17 protein-coding genes are annotated in these 16,444 nt (G+C 54.2%); 6 read left to right on the top strand and 11 right to left on the bottom strand.

Features of this window, described 5'->3' with window-relative positions:
* Nucleotides 1-114 precede the first annotated feature (114 nt).
* Entirely contained in the window at nucleotides 115-975 is an 861-nt protein-coding gene (gene yghU, locus INT33_RS05550; protein ID WP_193091330.1) for a glutathione-dependent disulfide-bond oxidoreductase, read from the top strand.
* A 91-nt stretch (nucleotides 976-1,066) separates the two neighbouring features.
* Here the strand turns inward: yghU and INT33_RS05545 are convergent, their stop codons facing one another.
* From INT33_RS05545 to INT33_RS05520, 6 genes are all read right to left on the bottom strand, one after another.
* Entirely contained in the window at nucleotides 1,067-1,384 is a 318-nt protein-coding gene (locus INT33_RS05545) for a DUF6693 family protein (protein WP_192538305.1), read from the bottom strand.
* 104 nt (nucleotides 1,385-1,488) lie between these two features.
* Entirely contained in the window at nucleotides 1,489-2,004 is a 516-nt protein-coding gene (locus INT33_RS05540; RefSeq protein WP_192538306.1) for a DUF421 domain-containing protein, read from the bottom strand.
* Nucleotides 2,005-2,130: 126 nt separating this feature from the next.
* Complete coding sequence (locus INT33_RS05535) at nucleotides 2,131-2,454, bottom strand: hypothetical protein (protein WP_192538307.1); 324 nt, start codon at nucleotides 2,452-2,454, stop codon at nucleotides 2,131-2,133.
* 130 nt (nucleotides 2,455-2,584) lie between these two features.
* Nucleotides 2,585-3,574: a lipid A deacylase LpxR family protein gene (locus INT33_RS05530; protein WP_192538308.1), complete on the bottom strand. Its 990-nt coding sequence runs from the start codon at nucleotides 3,572-3,574 to the stop codon at nucleotides 2,585-2,587.
* 258 nt (nucleotides 3,575-3,832) lie between these two features.
* Nucleotides 3,833-4,372 (bottom strand): YaeQ family protein, encoded by a 540-nt coding sequence (locus tag INT33_RS05525; RefSeq protein WP_192538309.1) that lies wholly within the window; start codon nucleotides 4,370-4,372, stop codon nucleotides 3,833-3,835.
* A gap of 191 nt (nucleotides 4,373-4,563) precedes the next feature.
* Nucleotides 4,564-5,259: a glutathione S-transferase family protein gene (locus INT33_RS05520; protein ID WP_192538311.1), complete on the bottom strand. Its 696-nt coding sequence runs from the start codon at nucleotides 5,257-5,259 to the stop codon at nucleotides 4,564-4,566.
* A gap of 241 nt (nucleotides 5,260-5,500) precedes the next feature.
* On the opposite strand from INT33_RS05520, the gene INT33_RS05515 reads away from it, so the two are divergent.
* From INT33_RS05515 to INT33_RS05505, 3 genes are read left to right on the top strand one after another with little or no spacing between them, the layout of a single operon-like run.
* Nucleotides 5,501-6,880 carry a GntP family permease gene (locus INT33_RS05515; RefSeq protein WP_192538312.1) on the top strand — a complete coding sequence of 460 codons (1,380 nt, stop codon included), beginning with the start codon at nucleotides 5,501-5,503 and terminating at the stop codon, nucleotides 6,878-6,880.
* Nucleotides 6,881-6,889: 9 nt separating this feature from the next.
* Nucleotides 6,890-7,660 carry an SDR family oxidoreductase gene (locus tag INT33_RS05510; RefSeq protein ID WP_192538313.1) on the top strand — a complete coding sequence of 257 codons (771 nt, stop codon included), beginning with the start codon at nucleotides 6,890-6,892 and terminating at the stop codon, nucleotides 7,658-7,660.
* Nucleotides 7,661-7,692: 32 nt separating this feature from the next.
* On the top strand, nucleotides 7,693-8,703 hold the full coding sequence (locus INT33_RS05505; RefSeq protein ID WP_192538314.1) for a zinc-binding dehydrogenase: 1,011 nt from the start codon (nucleotides 7,693-7,695) through the stop codon (nucleotides 8,701-8,703).
* A gap of 82 nt (nucleotides 8,704-8,785) precedes the next feature.
* On the opposite strand, the gene INT33_RS05500 is transcribed toward INT33_RS05505, so the two are convergent.
* The 5 genes from INT33_RS05500 to INT33_RS05480 form a co-directional block, all read right to left on the bottom strand.
* Complete coding sequence (locus tag INT33_RS05500) at nucleotides 8,786-9,559, bottom strand: enoyl-CoA hydratase-related protein (RefSeq protein ID WP_192538315.1); 774 nt, start codon at nucleotides 9,557-9,559, stop codon at nucleotides 8,786-8,788.
* Nucleotides 9,560-9,657: 98 nt separating this feature from the next.
* On the bottom strand, nucleotides 9,658-11,286 hold the full coding sequence (locus INT33_RS05495; protein ID WP_192538317.1) for an acyl-CoA synthetase: 1,629 nt from the start codon (nucleotides 11,284-11,286) through the stop codon (nucleotides 9,658-9,660).
* 142 nt (nucleotides 11,287-11,428) lie between these two features.
* The gene (locus tag INT33_RS05490; protein ID WP_192538318.1) at nucleotides 11,429-13,216 is read right to left on the bottom strand and encodes an acyl-CoA dehydrogenase; all 1,788 of its coding nucleotides are present in this window, start codon (nucleotides 13,214-13,216) and stop codon (nucleotides 11,429-11,431) included.
* 136 nt (nucleotides 13,217-13,352) lie between these two features.
* The gene (locus INT33_RS05485) at nucleotides 13,353-14,726 is read right to left on the bottom strand and encodes an MFS transporter (protein ID WP_192538319.1); all 1,374 of its coding nucleotides are present in this window, start codon (nucleotides 14,724-14,726) and stop codon (nucleotides 13,353-13,355) included.
* A 147-nt stretch (nucleotides 14,727-14,873) separates the two neighbouring features.
* Entirely contained in the window at nucleotides 14,874-15,509 is a 636-nt protein-coding gene (locus tag INT33_RS05480; RefSeq protein ID WP_192538320.1) for a class I SAM-dependent methyltransferase, read from the bottom strand.
* A gap of 44 nt (nucleotides 15,510-15,553) precedes the next feature.
* Here INT33_RS05480 and INT33_RS05475 point away from each other — a divergent pair, with 44 nt between their 5' ends.
* On the top strand, nucleotides 15,554-15,937 hold the full coding sequence (locus tag INT33_RS05475; RefSeq protein WP_192538321.1) for a VOC family protein: 384 nt from the start codon (nucleotides 15,554-15,556) through the stop codon (nucleotides 15,935-15,937).
* 108 nt (nucleotides 15,938-16,045) lie between these two features.
* Nucleotides 16,046-16,444, top strand: coding sequence for a DUF4870 family protein (locus tag INT33_RS05470; protein WP_192538322.1), 399 nt, complete (start codon nucleotides 16,046-16,048; stop codon nucleotides 16,442-16,444).

The following is a 16,444-nucleotide window of genomic DNA, read 5'->3' as shown; positions in this document are numbered from 1 at the left end:
CTAAAGTACTTAGAGCATTTAAAGTATCTAGAATATCGAAAGAACCTAAAGCAGCTTAAGTAACCGTTTTTTGCCATGTTGGCACTGCCCACGAAACAACACAGCGAGGCTATGATGAGCGATACTCCTTACACCCCACCGCGCGTTTGGAAATGGGAACCCGGCAATGGCGGCAAGTTTGCCAACATTAACCGCCCCATTGCAGGTCCGACTCACGACAAGCCCTTACCCGTAGGCAAACACCCGCTGCAGCTCTACTCATTGGCCACCCCTAATGGCGTTAAAGTGACCGTCATGCTTGAGGAGCTTTTAGAGAAAGGCATTGAAGCCGCCGAGTATGATGCGCACTTGATCAAGATCGGTGACGGCGACCAGTTCGGTAGTGGGTTTGTCGAGGTGAATCCCAACTCAAAAATTCCTGCGCTGATGGACCATAGCACCAACCCGCCCCAGCGTGTTTTCGAGTCAGGCGCCATTCTGCTTTACCTGGCTGAGAAATTTTCAGCGTTCTTGCCCAGCGACCCGGCCAAACGTACCGAGTGCCTTTCCTGGTTATTCTGGCAAATGGGTAGCGCCCCCATCCTAGGCGGCGGATTCGGCCATTTTTACGCTTACGCCCCGGAAAAATACCAGTACCCCATTGATCGTTACACCATGGAAGTAAAACGCCAGCTAGACGTGCTGGACCGCCACTTAGCCGATAACCGTTATATGGCGGGAGATGACTACACTATCGCTGATATGGCGATTCACCCCTGGTATGGCGCCTTGGTAAAAAACCGCGTATACGAAGCGGCTGAATTTCTTGAAGCCCATACCTACCAGAATGTCATCCGCTGGGCGGATGAGCTTGATGCACGCCCTGCCGTTCAGCGTGGCCGCATGGTGAACCGCACGTTTGGAGAGCCCAGCGAGCAGCTACATGAACGCCACGATGCCAGTGACTTTGAGCTTAAAACCCAAGATAAGCTCTAAGCGATAAGGTACCGCTTCACAGCCCAAAACTAAATCAGATCACGCAGCAATAAAAAAACGGCCCTGGAGGCCGTTTTTTATTGGGGAGATACTACTGCACCCGGGAATTATTTAACGCGTAGTTCCATACCCGGTAAACATAAAAAATATAGCCAATCCCAAAGGTCACCAGCGAAATCAGTATCCACAAGATGATGTGGCCAATATTGCTGAAAATATTGATATCACACACCATTTTTCGCTCGGTACCCGTGCTTTGATCAATAACGGATGTGCGATTAATCACAAAACGGGCAAACGAGTAGGGAAAGAAAAACAGCGCGATCCCAAGGGTAAGAATACTCAGCACCAGCCACAGCAGCAGATGCCCAATGATGTCGAAAATCGACAAGTTTGCTTTAATAGTCACGTTAGGCCCTTAGCGGATGTTCTTAGGAATCGTTAAGCGGCGCAGATTACCACCGCTGGCAGGCCTCGGGAATGTTTATAAGTAAACGCTTAAGAATTTATGGATTACGGTGAGGAGTGGCGCACATCTTTAAGGCTCGAGTGATCGTGTTCGTCGCTTTCCTTTACCACACTTAATGAGCCGTCGGTTTCCAATATAACCGCGTGTGCATCTGCAACGCTACTTAGCCCATTGCTGCGAATGGCTGCTCGCACCTCGTCTTGGGTAACTCGCGCTTTATGTAGTGCCTGGGTAAGAAACTCACCGCGATAAAGCAGCATTAAAGGCTCACCGGTCACCAGCTTTTTGACCCATCGCTTGCGCACACTGAGCCATGTAATCGCATACTGTAGAAAAATCAGTAGCCCCAGCGCTAACGCTCCTTCTGCCAGCGCCACCTGCTTGGAAAGCAGAATGGTCGCAAGCGTTGAACCCAATGCAACGGTCACGATCAGATCAAACGCATTCATTTTCGAAAGCGTGCGATTGCCTGAAAGGCGTAGAAAGATCACTAATACGGCGTAAGCCAGTAAACCGACAATCAAGGTACGAAAGAGGTTTTCCCAACCATTAAAAAACATAGGCTTAATAACATCCTTGTTAGCGGGCACATCAAGAATGTGCCGAACATTGAGTGTCTTGTGCCCCTAATAAGCTAGCGTCAATTAGCGGCATCCGCCAGGTTGAAAACCTAAGACCTAAAGAACTCAGTCGGACTGGCTTTGCCACCAATCGGCATATGAGCTGTTATGCGGAGCAACCCCGGTTTCGTCGGGCGCGTTATCGTCCCACCAGACAGGCCCACGTTCGCCTAACGCTTCTTTGGCCGCTTGTACGTTATTGCGCGCCTGGCGTAACGCTTTGTCATCTTCTTGCTGCTTGGCGGTTTTTACCGCACGGCGAGCCTTCATAAGCTCATTGACGTGAGCCTGTCTTTCAGGCTCATCCAAATGCGGATTAGTACAGCGCCACAGGCGGTTCTTGGCGACAAAATAGCGCCCGTCCGGGGTATGAGGGTAAGAATTACCCATGGGGTTTATTGTCCGTTGCCATAAAAAATGCCCTTAACCAGCAAGTCGCATGGAAGCATTTTACTCCGCCCCCATTGCACTTGGGTTCAGCTACTTAGCGTTTTTTGCCAGCGGAGGTGTTTTACGCCAGTTAGAAGCTGCGTGATAGCGTGACGGCACCGTATTTATCATGCCTTTCCTGGCCATCAAACTCACGCGTGCGCTCTACTGCCGCATAGGTAACCTGCCACTGATCCCAGGCAAGCGCCAGCCCTGCCGAGGCTTCACCTACCCACTCTTTACTGTCAACCGAGTGGCTGCTGGAGAACACATTGCCGTCCAAGGTTAGATTATGTGCCACATAGTAGCCTTCAACATTAGCAAATAAGTACCACTGCCAGCCGGTGGTGCTTGTCATTCGACCACGATTACCTGGGTTGGGCGTCAGCGTCGGGATACCGCTGGCATCGTCGCCCCAACGTACGCTGTAGCCCGCGCTTGCGTAGGTATTAAGGTTACCCAGCGCCACGCTAAGGCTAGGACCATGAGCAAAGCGTTTACCCGCCAGCGGAACGTTGTGCCACCACTGGCGGCGCATGGTTACGTTAAGCAGCGGCTCATCGCCTAGCTGGTTGTCCCAACCGTTGGGTCGATCGCTATTAGTAATACGATGCACTTCACGCTGCACGCTATCGGCAAGCGATGAGGGACCAACCAAACCGATATCTACATGCAGATCCGTCGCCTGCTGCCAGCTCCCCATGGGTATATCTTCATAAAGCGATAGGCCGCCATACACCAAGCCAGCATATGGGCGATCATCTTCAATCAGCTCGGAACGCCTAATATCATCTGGCGTATAGATTTGATGCACCAGCCGAAAAGCCACGGTGTCTGCCTGCCCTATCAAGCTATTAGGTAGCGAGGTGGCTAAACGCTGGGTCCAGCTCTCAGGGCTGGGCTTAAATGCCCAGTTAGCTTCGAAACCGCTGGTAAAATGGCCATCATCACTACTCGCCAGACCATCGTTTTCATGCTTGACAGTAATGACGTTGTTATCTGCATGAGCGAAAGCAGGCAAGAGGCTCATCGCTGCTACAAGAGGAAGCAGGCGCCAGGTAGGCAGACAGAATTTGTGCATTGCTCGTTCCTTGAGTGAGGGGCAAACCGTGTTAACGCAGAGTAATGCGCCAACAAACATTGCTGATTGTATGTAAATGTGCAAAAAGATAGCAAGCAAACAAGGTTAATTATCTTCAACAAACGTCATTTAACGCGTTTTTCTTAAAAATTCTTAATCCTGGCTTTTATAGCGTAGTAGCACTACTTAACAGCCTAGTAGAACTGGTAAGTAGCTAGGCTAATAAAAAGCGTAGTAGAACTTGCCCGAGAATGAAGCTTAACGGTCGCCTAAAAGCCATTGGGGAGTAATTTCATGCTGGCCTATTTCATCAGTGATAAACAACGATCCTTCACTAATCATGATGGCCCAATTGATCGCCCGGGGCAGGTTTTGAGCAATGGTCGCTAGCGCTTCTTGAGGCAAGGCAGCCACGTGAACATTTTTAAGGTTGCTCACACTAGGTAATACCTTGTTCTCCCACACATCAATACGCCCGTAGGCGAGCAGCGACACCCGCTCAGCACGGCGCGAGCACCACGTCAAGCGCTCGGCATCCGGCAAACCTACTTCGATCCAGTGGAGCACTCGGCCATCCAGGCTTTTTTCCCAAAGGGCGGGCTCATCCACATCGGAAAGGCCGCGCCCAAATGCGATCGCTTCGCTGTACCAAAGTACATAGGCAATTAGCCGTGCGCTCATCCGCTCTTCTGTTTCAGAAGGGTGACGCGCCACGGTAAACCGTAACGTTTCATATACCCCACGATCCAAATCGGTGAGGTTGATATCGACTTTATAAGGCGTTGCGCTAAGGGCCATGGGGTTTTCCATCGGTAAATATTCGCTAGGGTTTGCGCGAAAAGTAGCTGAGCGAAGACCAGACAAGGAAAAAATCAGTGAAAAAACGGAGTTTACTTGTGTAAATGAGTATTTTGATCTGGTTTTTAACGCCGTATGGTCGAGCGCAAGCAGTTTTCGTACAAAGCCTAGTTTACCTGATGCATCGCCGGTTATGGGCAGGCCTTACGATAATCGGCGGTTAGCGTACCCTGCTTTAGCGTATCTGCTTCATGGCTGGGCTCGCGCCAGCGCTCTTCAAGTGCGTCCTGGTACCACGCCTGCATGGCTGGCTGTGCCAGCATGTGTTTTACGTATACTTGGGATGCTTCGCTCAGCGGCAAACCAAATGTTTGCACGCGAAATACGACTGGCGCATAGAAGGCATCCACCGCGGTAAAGTCTTTACCGGCTAGAAAAGGCCCGCCAAAGCGTGAAAGCCCCTGCTGCCACTGTTCATCCAGCCGCGCCATATCGGCCTTGAGAGCACTCGATAAATCATCAAGCGCAACGCGTGCCCCGCAGTTCATGGGGCATTCATTTCGCAAGGTCGCAAAGCCGCTATGCATTTCGGCGCTGGCCGAGCGCGCCCAGGCGCGTGCTGCGACATCCTGTGGCCACACCTTAGAGTGTTGCTCGGCCACATACTCAATAATGGCAAGCGAATCCCACACGGCGAGCTCTTTATCGACCAAGCAGGGCACTAGCGCTGAGGGCGAAAAGCGCTTAAACGTGGCGTAGCTTACGCCGGTCCCTCCTTCAAATGGCATAACGTACTCTTTAAAGGGGATATTGAGCGCCTTCATCAGCACCCAGGGGCGCAGCGACCATGAGGAGTAGTTTTTATTGGCGATATAGAGATCAAACATGAATACCTCATTTTAAAGAGACCAAGCGAGAAATGCGCCACTGGTAAAAACAAATACTCAATGAAATTAGAAATAAACAGTATATCCCTCTCCAGTTAAAGTTCTGTAGACCGCTTTTTACGATTTTGGCATTTTTTTGTAGCCATCTTAAACCAAGGTCGTGTATCCAAGGAGCTGCCAATCTATACGATGTTACCGATAACATTACCGGTAACAAACTTTCACTTATTGGAGCACTCGCATGGATGGTTGGACTCAAACGATGTCCGCAGGACCGCTGCTAGGCATTGCAGCCGTAGCGGTGTTGGCCCTTTTAGTATTGATCATCAGATTTAAGATGCATGCTTTTCTGGCGCTAATGCTAGTGAGTTTACTGACGGCGCTAGCCACTCAGATTCCGGTCAACGCCATTGTTCCGACCATGGTGAATAGTTTTGGAGGAACGCTAGGCGCGGTTGCTCTATTGGTTGGGCTAGGCGCCATGCTGGGCAAGCTGGTGGAGCAATCGGGGGGCGCCAAAGCCCTTGCCGATAAAATGATCGACCTATTCGGGGAGAAACGCGCGCCTTTTGCCTTGGGTATTACCTCGCTGTTGATGGGTTTTCCAATCTTTTTTGATGCGGGCTTGATCGTTATGCTCCCCATCATCTTTGCCGTGTCACGCCGTCTGGGTGGCCCTGTCCTGCTTTACGCCATGCCCGCCGCTGCAGCGTTCTCGGTTATGCACGTATTTCTACCGCCTCACCCAGGCCCCGTTACCGCATCAGAACTTTATAATGCGAACTTGGGTTTGCTACTGCTTGCCGGTGTGGTGATTGCGTTTCCACTCTGGTGGATATCAGGCTATATGTGGGGGAAAATCGTCGCTAAGCGCTACCCCTTCCCTCTCGCTGGCTCGCTGTTCGGTGAAGTCAGCGATGACAGCGTTACCAACCCGCCTTCGGTCAGCGTGGTTATCAGCATGCTGTTGCTGCCGCTTGTGCTGATCTTCATGAATACCGGCTTAGACTTCCTACGCTCAATGGGTGTTGTCGATAGCGACGCGCTATGGTTTCAGCTGCTCTCAGCGGTCGGTAACACGCCGGTGGCGCTGCTTATTTCAACGCTAGTGGCCATGCTAGTACTAGGTCGTCGCCAGGGTATCGGGGGCAGCGCGTTGGAAAAAGTTCTGGACTCTTCCTTAGGCCCGATTTGCTCGGTAGTACTGATTACCGGCGCCGGCGGCATGTTCGGTGGCGTGCTTCGGGCGTCAGGCATTGGCGACGCCTTATCTAACTCCCTCAGCGATATTGGTCTTCCGATCATTCTGGCAGCTTACGTGATTGCCGTGATTATGCGCCTGGCTCAGGGTTCGGCTACCGTGGCGTTGGTAACCGCTGCCGGACTCATGGCGCCCGCCGTGATTGGCGGTGATTTTACCTCCATGCAGGTAGTCGCGATTACCCTGGCAACGGCAGCGGGCTCTGTCTTTGCGGGGCATGTCAACGACTCTGGGTTCTGGCTGGTTGGCCGCCTTTTAGGTATGGATGTCAAGACGACGCTAAAGACCTGGACAGTTCAGCAAGCGCTGGAATCCGTTGTCGGCTTTATATTCGCCACTATTATTTTCATGCTGTTTTAGGTGAACACGATGACCAAAGCACTTTTCGATATTAGCAACCGTCTAGCACTAATAACCGGGTCCTCAAGGGGCTTGGGCAATGCACTTGCCAGGGGGCTTGCTTCACAAGGCACTCGCGTCATTTTGCACGGCCGGGATCTAGACCGCGTGAAGGAGGAAGCCTGCAACATCGCTCAGGAGACAGGCGCCAGCGTTGAAGCCGTCAGCTTCGATGTCACTGATGCCCAAGCGACCCAGCAAGCCGTGGAAGCCCTTATCGATCAATTCGGCGTTCCGGATATCTTGGTCAATAATGCCGGGCTTCAACGCCGAGCGCCGTTCAACGAATACGCGACACAAGATTGGGATGCACTTATCGCCACTAATCTGTCGAGCCTGTTTTACGTATCCCGAGCCTTGACTCCCGCCATGAGCAAACGTGGCTCAGGTAAAGTCATCAACATCGGCTCGGTACAGTCCAAGCTTGCCCGCGAAACCATTGCCCCTTATTCAGCAACCAAAGGCGGCGTTGTGCTACTCACACAGGGTATGGCTGCCGATTTGGCGCGCTTCAACATTCAGGTCAACTGCATTTCACCCGGCTACTTCAAAACCGAAATGAACACCGCGTTATGGCAAGACCCAAGCTTCAATCAGTGGGTTGAAAAACGCACTCCTGCACAACGCTGGGGACATTTCGACGAGCTGGTGGGCACGCTGGTCTATCTGTGTTCGGACGCTTCGAGCTTCGTGTCCGGACAAAATATTTTTGTTGATGGCGGCATGACCTCGGTGGTTTAACCTCCGAGAACCGCCCTTTGGGATGAAACGCCATGCAAGCATTAGTTATTCACGGTAAGCAGGATCTGCGCGAAGAGAGTCTCTCCCTTCCCGAGCTGGCAGCGGGAAAAGTTCGGCTGCGTATGGCCTTTGGCGGGATTTGCGGCTCGGACCTTCACTACTACCATGAGGGCGCCAACGGGGCCTTCGTGGTGCGCGAACCGCTTATCCCCGGCCACGAGATGGCAGGCTTAGTCGAGGAAGACCCGAGCGGCAAACTGGCCCCAGGAACGCCGGTTACCCTCCACCCCGCCACTTTTGGCAAAAGCCAGCCAGGCATTGAGGGCAAGCCGCACTTGTGGCCGGAAGGCGCCTACCTAGGCTCTGCCTCTACCTGGCCGCATACCCAAGGCGGCATGAGTGAGTATCTGGATGTGGACCCCGGTATGGTACGGGTTCTGCCTTCCTCTCTTCCGCTCAAGCGCGCCGCCCTGGCCGAACCGCTGGCGGTTGGCCTGCACGGCATTGAAGTGGCTGGCGGTGTCGAGAAGCAGCGGGTGCTGGTTTGCGGCGCAGGCCCCATCGGGCTGCTGGCAGCCGCAGCGGCGCTAGCCAAGGGCGCTTTAGAGGTGAGCATTACCGATGTGCTGGAAGGCCCGCTTTCTCGGGCGCGCGCGCTTGGCGTGCAGCGCACCTACCGCATCGGCGAAGATGAGGTTCCCCAAGAAGCATTCGACGTGGTGCTGGAGTGTACTGGCGTACCGGCCTCCATCAACGACGCGATCCTGGCGGTTCGCCGTGCAGGCGTTATTGCCCAGATTGGCATGATGCCCGCTACCCCGCAGCCGCTTGCTCTGGCACCGCTGATTGCCAAGGAAGTTCAGCTACGCGGCTGCTTCCGCTTTCATGATGAAATCGATGACGCGATTGCGCTGCTGGCCGCCGACGCCCGCTTTGATGATGTCATCACCCATGTGCTGCCCGCCGCTGATGCCCAGAACGCCTTTGCCATCGCCAAGGATTCTGAAATCTCCGGCAAGGTGCTGATTGAACTCTGGCCGTAACGTTTCTGGTTACAAAAACGTTTCTGGGCACAAAATAGAAGAAGCGGGCCAAGAGCCCGCTTCTATTGATTAACGCCTGCGCTTAAAAGTTGGGTTTGCGCTTCTCGACGAAGGCCGCCATGCCCTCTTTCTGCTCTTCACCGGCGAAGCAGAACGCAAACAGGCTGGTTTCGAGCGCCAGAGCGCTGTCGAGTTCCTGATCCATGCCGTCGTGTACGGCCTGCTTGGCGCCGCGTACCGATAGCCGACCATTGCCTTTAAGCTGCTTAGTAAATTCTTCGACATAGCTTTCCAGCTCAGCCTGGGGCATGACGCGGTTCACCAGACCGATACGCAGTGCTTCCTGCGCGTCGATCTTGCGCCCGGTGGTGACCAGATCAATGGCCATCGCCGGGCCAACACGGCGCGGCAAGCGCTGTGTGCCGCCAAAACCGGGGATCACGCCCAGCAATACTTCCGGCTGACCAAATACGGCGTTGTCGCTCGCTACCGCCCAGTCGCAGGCCAATGCCAGTTCGCAGCCGCCGCCAAGGCAAAACCCGTTCACCAGCGCGACCACCGGCACTGGCAAGGTTTCCAAACGTTTGATGGTACGCAGCGCCTGGCTTGCAAACGCGCGGGCCTCCTCGGGCGTTTTATCGCGCATTTCGGTGATATCCGCACCAGCAACAAAGGACTTCTCGCCCGCGCCGGTAATCAGTACCGCGCGCAGATCGGACTGGGCTTCAAGCTCAACCAGATGGGACTCCAACGCGGCAAGCACTTCGCTATTCAGGGCGTTCAGTGCCTTCGGGCGGTTAATGGTGAGACGTACCACGCCGTCGTTGTCGACCTTCTCAATCACTGCTTCACTCATATTGGCTCCTTCATTGTTATGGCGGCGCTAACTGGCCTGCCTTCCAACCCTAGCTAACGCTTGGTTGGGAGGCAATCACTTCTTGTATCGTCGTTTCTTTAATGCTGTTTTGCCTCTTCGCGCAGAACAAACTTTTGTATCTTGCCCGTCGAGGTTTTGGGCAACTCGCTGAACACTACCGTTTTGGGCACCTTGAAGCCGGCTAACCGCTCGCGGCAATGCGCAATAATGTCCGCTTCACTAACCTCGCCATAGCCAATTTTCAATTTTACAAAAGCACAGGGCGTCTCTCCCCACTTCTCATCCGGCTTGGCGACAACGGCGGCTTCCTCTACCGCCGGGTGGGCGTAGATGGCGTTTTCCACCTCGATAGTGGAGATGTTTTCACCGCCCGAAATAATAATGTCCTTGGAACGGTCCTTAATCTCGATATAGCCGTCTGCATGCCAGACGGCCAGGTCACCTGTGTGGTACCAACCGCCCTCTAACGCCTGCTGCGTGGCCTTTGGATTTTTTAGATAACCTTTCATCACGTTGTTGCCGCGCATCATGATTTCGCCGATGGTTTCACCATCTTTGGGCACGGGCTCCAGACTGACAGGATCGGCAACACACAGCGCTTCCAGCATATGGTAGCGCACGCCTTGCCGCGATTTGATCGTGGCGCGCTCAGCCAGGGGTAGCTCGTTCCAGGCCTCGCGCCAGGCGCATACCGTTACCGGCCCATACACTTCGGTTAACCCATACACGTGGGTTACTTCGATTCCCAATGTCTCGATACCCGCAATCACCGAGGCTGGCGGTGCGGCTCCCGCAGTCGTCACTTTTACCGGGTGGTCGAATTCGCGCTTATCTTCAGCGGGCAGGTTAACCAAGCCGTTAAGAATAATCGGTGCGCCGCTAAAGTGGCTGACGCGCTCATCGGCAATCAGCTGCATCACCTTTTTAGGCTCGACTTTACGCAGGCAAACATTGACCCCGGCATTGGCGGCAATCGTCCAGGGAAAACACCAGCCGTTGCAGTGAAACATCGGCAGTGTCCACAGGTAGATGGGATGATGCGGCATCGCCCACTCCATCACGTTGCTGACAGCGTTCAGGTAGGCGCCGCGGTGGTGATAAACCACGCCTTTAGGCTTACCGGTAGTGCCTGAGGTGTAGTTAAGCGAGATAGCCTGCCACTCATTATCCGGCAGCCGATAGGCGTAGTCGGGGTCGCCTTCGGCGAGCAGAGCTTCATACTCAACTGCGCCAATGCCTTGGGGATCGCCCAGAAACTCCATATCAGCAACATCAATGATCAATGGTTTCTGCTCAAGCATGGCGACCGCTGCCTGAACCACCTCGGAAAATTCAGGGTCCACAAGAATGGCTTTGGCCTCGCCGTGGGCCAGCATATAGCTGATCGCCTCAGCGTCGAGACGAATGTTTAGGGTATTGAGCACACAGCCCGCCAGAGGCACGCCAAAGTGCGCTTCAAACATCGCAGGAATATTGGGCAGCATGGCGGCCACCGTCTGACCTGGCTGAAGTCCACGCTGCTCAAGCGCTGATGCAAGCTGACGACAGCGTGCCCAGGTTTCAGCCCAGTTGCGACGGATCTGGCCATGTACGATAGCGGGATAGTCGGGGTAAATGGACGCCGTACGCTCTATAAACGTCAGCGGCGAGAGCGGTACATGATTGGCGACGGTTTGGGGAAGATCCTGCTCGAAAATAGAAGACATACAGCGCTCCTTGATTGGCGAAGTCTGCCCGTTGCGCTAGCGTGTTCGCCTGAATAGCGTTTGTTGTATTAAACCGGTTTATAGCTTGTTTTCATCGCCAGAAACACAGCCGCCGCCCAAGGGCGGCGGCTGCGGCTGCGTATTAATCTACTTCAAAATCGCTCAAGCACTGGATGCCCGCTTCGATCACGGCCCGCTGGGCGCGCCCAATCGGAAGCCACTGCATAATCGCAAACTCGGCGCTGCGCATTTTGGCGGTATAGAAAGGGTCATCGCTGCCGTTGTTAAGCGCAGCCTGCGCGCTAAGTGCTGCCTGTCCCATCTGCCAGGCGCACAGCACGTGACCTACCAGGTTTAAAAACGGCGTTGCATAGCCTTGCACAGCATCTGGCCCACGGTCAGGATCTTTACCCTGTTCAAGTACCTGTTGCTGGGCGGCGCTTAAATCTTCAAGCCCGGCGGCTAACGCCTGCCCCAGGTGGCCAAGCGCCGGTTCAGCGTTAAGCTTCTCAACGGTTTCAGCCGCATCTTTTAACAGGCTGGCAAACGCTTCGCCGTTGTCGCGCTGTAACTTGCGCCCGGCTAGATCCAGCGCCTGGATACCATTGGTGCCTTCATAAATCGGTGCGATACGTACATCACGCAGCAGCTGCGCGGCGCCCGTTTCTTCGATATACCCCATTCCGCCATGCACCTGCACACCTAACGAGGCGATCTCTACCGCCTGATCGGTCGAAAAGCTTTTCACTACTGGGATGAGTATGTCGACACGCGCCTGGGCCGTTTGACGCTCTGCTGGATTGTGCGCATGGCGGGCGATATCCAGTTGAGCGGCGCAGTAAAGTGCCAAGGCACGCAGAGCATCAGTGCGGGCACGCATGGCAAGCAGCATGCGCCGTACATCCAGATGCTCGCTGATGGTACATTCCTGGCCACCACGCGCGGCGGGCAGGCGCCCCTGCTGGCGCTCGCGGGCATAGGCAAACGCGTGCTGACAGGCACGCTCAGCCACACCAATCCCCTGAATGCCGACTTTGTGGCGCGCCTCATTCATCATCGTGAACATATGGTTCAGGCCGCGCCCTTCTTTACCCACCAAGTACCCTATCGCGCCACCCTGTTCACCAAAACTTAGCGAGCAGGTGGGCGAGCCGTGGATACCCAGCTTGTGCTCAATAGCGGTACAGATCACGTCGTTGCGCTCACCCAGAGTGCCGTCATCATTGACCAGGAATTTAGGCACCAGAAACAGCGAAATGCCTTTATTGCCTTCAGGGGCATCGGGTTTGCGCGCCAGCACAAAGTGGATGATATTTTCAGCGGCGTCGTGTTCACCCCAGGTGATGTAGATCTTCTGGCCGTTTAACCGATAGTGATCGCCTTCGGGAACCGCTTTGGTGCGTACTTTGGAAAGATCCGACCCCGCTTGGGGTTCGGTCAAGTTCATGGTACCGGTCCAGGTACCTTCAACAAGTTTAGGGAGGTAGGCCGCCTTTAATGCATCACTGCCGTGATGCGCCAGCGCTTCAATAGCCCCCGCGGTCAACATGGGACAAAGGCCTAGCGCCATATTGGCGCCATGCAGCATTTCCTGTACGGCACTGGCCACCACTTCAGGCAGATTTTGACCACCTAACGCCTCGGATACGCCGATGCCGTTCCAGCCCCCTTCTACATAGGCCTGGTAGGCGGCTGCAAAGCCCTCTGGCGTTGTTACGCTGCCATCGCTCTGGCGTTTAGCGCCCTGGCGGTCGCCAATGGTATTAAGCGGCCCCCAAACGTCACCCGCCAGTTTTGCCGCTTCCTCAAGCACCGCCTCGACCAAGTCAGGCGAGGCATCCTCAAAGCCCGGTAAGCTAAGTGAACGGTGCGCCAAGAGCTCTTCAAGCACAAAGCGCAAATCGCGTATCGGCGCGGCATAGACATTCATGGCAAACCTCGGGCTGAAAATTAAACAGAGCTTTCTTAAACAATTGTTTGAAAGTATGCCTAGGATAGTAGTAATACTCGCCCAGATACCATTAGCCCAAGGTATCAGCCGCCTCCCATCCCGTTCTTATGCCTGATTATTTACGCACTGCCGATTGTTCAACATCGTCGTAGAAGGTGATATGGCTCTCATCTTCTGCAGGTGGCCCCACGACCGGCTCGACGGCATCCACATCCCAGACGGCATCGGATAAATCTTCCAGATACTCGTGCTCAAGCGCCCCTTGCAGCAACTCTTCGGTTACCACCAGCTCAGCCCCTGCAGCCGTCATGGGAGTAGTAGGTGTAAACGGCGCAACAGGCAGCGGCGCTGGGCGTACATGCCGACGCCAGGAGAAGAACGCCACCAGGAACAGGCTTAGCGAGCCGAAAGCCCAGAACAGACCCGCATCACCCATGGCGGTCATCACCGGTGAGATCAACAACGGGCTGATGGTGGCACCAATCGAGTTGATCAACAGCAGTCCCTGACTCATCCGCACCAACGCGCCTGCCGGCGCACGATCGGCGGCGTGGCTCACCGCAACCGGATACAGCGCAAATACTCCGCCACCGAGCAGGAACAGAAGCGCCCCCAGCACTAGCGTAGAGAGCGGCAGCCAGAGCATCGCTGCCGAGATCAGCACGCAGAAACCGCTAATACCAATCAGCACCATCTGCCGGTCATGCCGATCCGACCAGCGGCCAATCGGGTATTGAAGCAGCATCGCGCCCATGATTACCACGGCCATCATCTGCCCCACCTGGCTTACACTCATACCGATGCGCTGCAAGTATAGCGGCAGCAGCGTATACGCGGCAGCAACCACCATGCCTGAGCCTAAGCTGCCCATCACGCCTGTAGGTGTGAGCGTAATCAGGCGATGCGGAGGCAATGGTTCCGCATGCTCCATAATCGGTGATACGCGGGGGATCATGGCCATGGGTAACACAGAGAGCGAAGCCAGCAGGCCAATCACCATAAAGGGTGCGGTCACCCCCATCGCATTGGTCACGCCCAGCAATAGCTGGCCCACCACACCGGCGGCATACAGCGAAATCATATACAGCGCCAGCAAACGGCCGCGAACTTTCTGGTCCCCCGCTGTCAGCAACCAGCTCTCAATAACCAGATAAACACCTACCGTGGCCCAGCCGCCCACCAACCGTAGCGCAAACCATGCCCAGGGATCGAAGAACAAACCTTGCAGAAGCACCGTGACGGCGACCAGCGATGCAAAACTACCGTAAGCACGGATATGGCCAATGCGCAGCAGCAAACGGTCATTAACCATGGCACCCAGCGCCAGACCAATAAAATAGGCCGAAGAGACAATCCCGATAACCGTTGCGGACTCCCCGGCGGCATCCAAGCGTACGGTGATTAAGGTCGCTAAAAAACCATTGCCGATACCTAGAATAAACAGGCCTAACAGGGGCGCTAGCGCCATGGCCAGTAGTTGCCGCGACATGAAAACCTCACCTTGCCAAACAAGTTGCTAAAGACGCTGCTAGAGGACCGTTATCGCCTCCCACACCACGACAGGCAAGAAACGGGCGCGCAATTATTGCTTTGGATAGCACAAAGTCAACGCTTTTTCACACCTTAACTGCCGTAATCAGTGTTTTCTCAGAATAACCGTATCCTTTGCAGGAAATTCGACTGTAAACTGATGCTTTGCAGCCCACCATTCAAAGGTCGCTTCACTAAAAAAGCACACATGGGTAGGATCATTAATATAGTGCCAGCGTGAAAAGGCTGCTTGTGTGGTAACGCGCTTGGTCATCAGCCCCAAATAACCGCCGGGGGTAAGCTGGCCAACCAATTGCGCCAATACTTGGCCGGGCAGCGCCAGATGCTCCAACACTTCTGTGGCGGTAATAAAGTCATAGACATGCTGCAACACTGATGTATCGGGCGCGTAGAAAATATCGAAAATGGCCATTGGATGGCCAACTTCCTCGAACATTACCGAAAGCGTTGGCCCCGGCCCCGCACCAAAATCCAAACCCTTAGCCCCTTGAGGCAATTTGGCGCGGAGCGGGGTAAACAATCGGCCGAGAAACGCTCGATACCCCGTATCCTCGGGTGAATTTTGATGCTTATCGTATTCCGCTTTTTCATCCGCTGCGCTTAAATGCTGATCTGACGGCACAAACACCAGCGAACACGTGGCACACTGGTAATAATCACGACGGTGATCCTGGTGATATAAGCTGACTTTCGTTTCGCCACATAGCGGACAGCATCGCATCGTCGTATCCTCTGGTTTTCGGTTTTGCATTTAAGGAAAGTGGCATGCTCTCAGGTCTGGACCATCTTGTAGTGACTGTGACTGACATGGGTCGCGCGGTTGATTTCTATTCACGCGTTTTGGGGCTGGATGTACGTTATCGCGATGCACAACGGGTGGATTTAATGCTGGGCGACACGGCCTTACGGCTTCATCAAACCGATACCGATATCGAGCCGATTTCTGCCACCCCAACTCCAGGCAGCTTAGATCTGTGCCTGCGTTGCCAGCTGCCACTGGATGAATTTCAACAGCACTTGGAAGCGTTGGATATCGAAGTTGAGCTTGGCCCTGTCGCCCGCCAGGGCGCCAATGGCGCCATTGAGTCTGTTTACTTGCGTGACCCCGATGGCAACTTGCTGGAAATTTGTCGTCCGGCGCCCCGATAGAAAAAAACTTTTCTGCTTCGATGATAAGCATTGCTATGCGCGCTATTATAACGCGCTCGAACGGTATCCACAGGATGCTTAGTTTCAAAGCATGCAACAGGAGTAATCATGCGCGATAATGATACGTCTCTGGAAGGCGAAGTAATACACAACGAGACACATCAAGACTCTCCCGTCAAAAAACCCGACACCACCATGGCCATGGTCAATTATGGCCTTTATCTGGCAAGCTTTTTAGTCGGTTTCAGCATGTTTGTCGGCGTTATTATTGCCTATGTATATCGTGGTAAAGGGCCTGCTTGGCTAGATGAGCATTACCGCTACCAGATCCGCACGTTCTGGATCGGCTGTGTGTATGGTTGCATTGCGCTGGTGCTTACGCTGGCTCTAGTCGGCTTCTTGCTCTTTTTTGCACTCGCTGCATGGATCATCATTCGCTGCGTTATCGGCTTTAAAGCGTTGCAGGAACAGCGTGCCCCTGCCAACGTGGATACCTGGCTGATTTAA

The organism is Halomonas colorata (assembly GCF_014897985.1).
In the GTDB taxonomy this organism is placed as follows: domain Bacteria; phylum Pseudomonadota; class Gammaproteobacteria; order Pseudomonadales; family Halomonadaceae; genus Vreelandella; species Vreelandella colorata.
Note: the sequence above shows the minus strand (reverse complement) of the source record. Positions and strands in the feature narration are given on the sequence as shown.